Origin of the sequence: Peptoniphilus sp., from assembly GCF_022767005.1 — a bacterium.
Classification (GTDB): Bacteria; Bacillota; Clostridia; order Tissierellales; family Peptoniphilaceae; genus Peptoniphilus_A.
In genome coordinates, this window is sequence record NZ_JALEOV010000038.1 from 1 (window position 1) to 4,428 (window position 4,428).

The 4,428-nt window shown below is 33.7% G+C and carries 2 protein-coding genes and 1 pseudogene; all 3 read left to right on the top strand.

Going from position 1 to position 4,428, the window contains the following annotated elements; genetic code table 11:
• Positions 1–477 (top strand): ABC transporter ATP-binding protein (locus tag MR285_RS03120; protein ID WP_293557932.1); only part of this gene is annotated, 477 nt, incomplete at its 5' end.
• Positions 477–1,730 carry an ABC transporter permease gene (locus tag MR285_RS03125; RefSeq protein WP_293557934.1) on the top strand — a complete coding sequence of 418 codons (1,254 nt, stop codon included), beginning with the start codon at positions 477–479 and terminating at the stop codon, positions 1,728–1,730. The genes MR285_RS03120 and MR285_RS03125, both read left to right, overlap by 1 nt.
• A gap of 670 nt (positions 1,731–2,400) precedes the next feature.
• Positions 2,401–4,428: pseudogene (locus MR285_RS03130) on the top strand (hypothetical protein); the annotation flags it as partial.

Sequence of the window (4,428 nt, forward strand, 5' to 3'; positions counted from 1 at the left end):
AATAAAGTAGACATTTCCTCGTTAAAGGACAGCGAACTTTCTAGCTATCGTTCCAAAAAAATTGGCTTTGTATTTCAAAATTTCAACCTAATTCCAAGGTCAAATGCACTTAAAAATGTGGAACTACCCATGACCTATGCAGGAATTTCAAAAAAAGAGAGGACAGAGCGAGCAGAAAGACTTTTAGAAATTGTGGATATGAAGGACAGGATGAAACACCTTCCCAACGAATTATCCGGAGGACAAAAGCAGAGAGTGGCAATAGCAAGGTCCATGGCAAATAATCCAGACATAATCCTAGCAGATGAACCCACGGGAGCATTGGACTCCAAAACGGGAAGAAATGTAATGGATCTCTTTCACAAGCTAAACGAAGTGGAGAAGAGGACAATAATCATCATCACTCACAACCTTGAACTTGCAGAAGAAGCCACTCGAATTTACAAAATGAACGACGGAATGTTGGAGGAGATTTAATGGATTTATTAGAAACAATAAAACTCTCCTTGGAAGGATTGAGATCCAATAAGCTAAGGTCCTTTTTGACAATGCTTGGCATTATAATCGGCATAGGCTCAGTAATTGGCATCACGACAATAGGCAACTCGCTTACAAAATCCGTAAATAAAGCCTTTGACTCCATAGCTAACACAGCAGTCCAAATTTATGTGCAGTCAAAAAAATCTGATTATGATACTAGCGAACTTAGCGAAGGCGATTTTTTAACGGAAAATATAATAAATTATTTAGAAGCACAAAAGGGCAGAAAGATAGACAAACTCATCTACAATGGAGCCGGTGGAAACGGCTTTGTAAAAGAAGGAAGAAATAAAGAGCAAGTTTCAATATCGGCGACATCACAGGATGAAAAAAATATTTTCAAAATAAAAATGCTTGCCGGCAGATTTTTAAATGAAGAAGATGTAAATAGGGGCAAGTCAGTTGTAGTAATATCCGACAAGGTTTTGGAAAAAGTATATAAAACTTCGGCACCAGAAGTACTTGGCAGAGAAGCAAAAATCGAAAGCAATGGCAAGCTAATAGTTGCCATGATTATTGGCGTCTACAAGTACGAAGAGATATCCGTAATGGGACAATCATTCAATGGATCCAGTTCCACAATCTACATTCCAAGGACTACGGGAGATAGAGAATTTTTGACAGAGCCAAGAACTTTTTATTATGACGTAACAATGACTTTAAAAAATTCCGATACAATAGAAGAAGATGCACAATCAATTGTCGACGACTTAAACGCAAAATTTTACGCCAACAATCCTAGAGCAGAGGTGAAATATTATTCAGCAAAAAGCGAAATTTCACAAGTAAACGGCGCTATGAGTTCAATTCAAATAGCAATTGGAGCAATCGCAGCCATATCACTTATAGTTGGCGGAATTGGAGTAATGAATATTCTTCTAGTTTCAGTAACAGAGAGGACTAGAGAAATTGGCATAAGAAAGGCACTTGGGGCAACTAGGGGGGACATACGAAAACAATTTATAATAGAATCTGTGATAATTTGTATAATTGGAGGAATTTTTGGCATAATCTTAGGGTCAATAATAGGACTTGTGGGGTCTAACCTCTTGAAGGCACCATCACTTCCGTCTGTTGGTTCCATTGTAGTAGCAGTTGGATTTTCTATGCTAATAGGAATTTTCTTTGGTTACTATCCAGCCAACAAAGCAGCAAAACTTGACCCAATAGAAGCCCTTAGATATGAATAAATTTTGAGTATTTTGTAAGTAGTAAAGATTTTAAAGTCACAAAAATACATTTGAAAATAAAGCATATACAAATATTGTAAAAAATAGAGAAAAATGCATTGTCAGAGCTGGCAGTGCATTTTATTTTTTTGCAATATTTTAAATTTATATGTAAATGTTAAAAAAAACAACTTATAGATATTAGATAATAAACTTTTGTTAAAGAAATTATTGCTCACAGAGATTAAATAAAGCGAATATATATATATATATATATATATATAAAATAGCGAATTTATCGCATAGTTTAGCTTTTTTAAATGTAAAAATGTAAAAAATAATGGCTTGAAAAAATTTTCTTTTTAAGAAAAAATGTATAAAATAAATACAAGAGAAAAATGTCTTTTAAATGAAAACATTGTTATTTAAAAATAAATAAAAAATGAAATGGCTAAATATAGGGATTTTACACTTGTGTTACAAAAAAATCAATAAAGAAAAATATATATTTACAAAATTAGAGGCTTAAAGAAGTTAAAAAAACGTGTAATTTCAGCGGTAATTTTAAAGATATTTTTTATGTATACTATTGATAATATGAAATCGTTGTTTTATAATATGTACATTATTACTAGTGAATTAAATAAATCCTAGTATAGGCTAAGACTGATTAATAGGAGGAGCAAAGAAAATGGACAGGATTTTTAAAAAATTTGTATGCCTTACATTGGCGTTGTTGATGATTTTGGAGGTGTTCAGCCCAGTAGCTGTAGCCGCTAGAGGACTACTTGACGAGGGAGAAGTCAAAAACTCTAGCACAGAAGACCAACAAAAATTGCCCGATGATATGTTCACAGGAAAAAGCTTTACGTCAGAGAAAGCAGAGAACAATAATAAAAAGGATACTAGGACTGAATATGAAAAATCTGATGGTTTTTTACAACCAGCTAAGAAGAAAGAAGATTATGAAATATTAGTGCCAGCCAAAAAAAGTCCAGAAAAAACAAACACAGATGTAAAGACTCCTGAAAAAGAAGATAAGCTACCAGAAGAAAAGCAAGATGAACAAGCTAGACTAGAAAAGGAAAAACAAGAAGCTCTTAAAATTGAAGCGGCAAAGCAAGAAGCAGCAGCAAGGGCAAATGAAGCTGAATTATCTAAGGCAGAAGCGGAATACAAAGAAGCCCACGAAAAGAGAATTGAGCTAGAAAAATTATTAGAAGAAAAATTAAAAGAAAAAAGTCTAAGAGAGCAAGCAAAAGAATCAGAAAAAAGCCTAAACTTGGAAGAATCAAATAAATCAAAAGACATAACAGAAGAAGATCAAATTGAAGATGAAGAAGAAAAAGGATTTCTAGACAAAATAAAAGAAGGTCTAGGCTTGACAGACCTACAAAGAGCAGATAAAGAACTTAAAAAAGCTCTTAAAAATAAAGACAATGGCCTAGAAGAAATCCAAGCATTACTTAACACCTTTGAAGATAAATACAATTTATCAAGAGAAGACCAAGCCAAACTAATGGCAGACAACACAGAAGCCTTTAAAGAATTCATAGAAGAACATGGCTACGAAAACTTAGACCCTAAAGTATTCATGATTCAAAAGGATGAAGCAGAAAATGCTGGCTTAGAAATAAGTGACCTTTATGAAAACTACTTAAGAGAAGATAGAGAACTCACAGAAGAAGAAATGGACGCAGGTCTTCAAAAAGCAGAAATGCCAACTGTTCAAAATAATTTTGGTTTTATGAGATTAAGGGCAGTTTTTGGAGCTGAACCGAGTCCGCTAGAAGATAAAAAATTCACTATAAGGACTAGATTTGATACATCTACAAGACTTGGAGCTATACAAGTAGGAAAATACTTTGACATTCATCTAGACGAAAAACTCATGGTAAAAGATGTCTCAACCCTTAAACCAATAGTTTACAAGGGGCAGACAATAGCAACTCCGCAATACGATGAAGCCTCTAATACCATAATATACAAAATAGTTAGAGAAATAAATGAAGATATTAGCCTTCCTTTGAATATTGATGTAGATTTTAATACTGGAAAGATTACACCAGACGAAAGATTTACAGTTATCAATAAAATTTCAGGACTTGGAGTAACACCACCAAAGGCACTTCTACCTGTCGTCGTAGACAAAAATGGAAACACAGTTAACACAATAATAGAACCAGGTAGTGATGATGTTGTTAAAATAATAGACGATAAAAATGGAAATTATCAAATTAACCTAGATGCAGTTGGAAATCCTGTCATAGAAAACAGGGAAATGATAGGTATCAATTGGACAATTAGGGTAAATGCAACACAAGACTTAAGAGATGCCTTGGGCTATAAGTTAAATTTGACTACTGTTGAAGGTTCAGGACTTGGAGAAATTACTGATGTAAAAATTAATGGAGAAAGTGTGCCATTAACAGATCAACTTGATAGAGCTTTGGGAATAGTGGACTCTAAGCACCATGATTTTCAAGAAACTGGTCAAGATCTCGTATATAATTTCTATACAGAAGTAACAAATAAACAGGGCAATTATGTTCTCGATATTTCCACAATTCTTACAAATAAAACTGATGAACATGGAAATGGAAAGACGGGAGCTGTCAGATTAGTGTTTGACAAGGGATATACCCAAGAAGTAATAAGACAGTCTACGCCTACTCGTGTCGGTGTAAATAATAGAACTACAATAGAAGGAAAGTTCAAC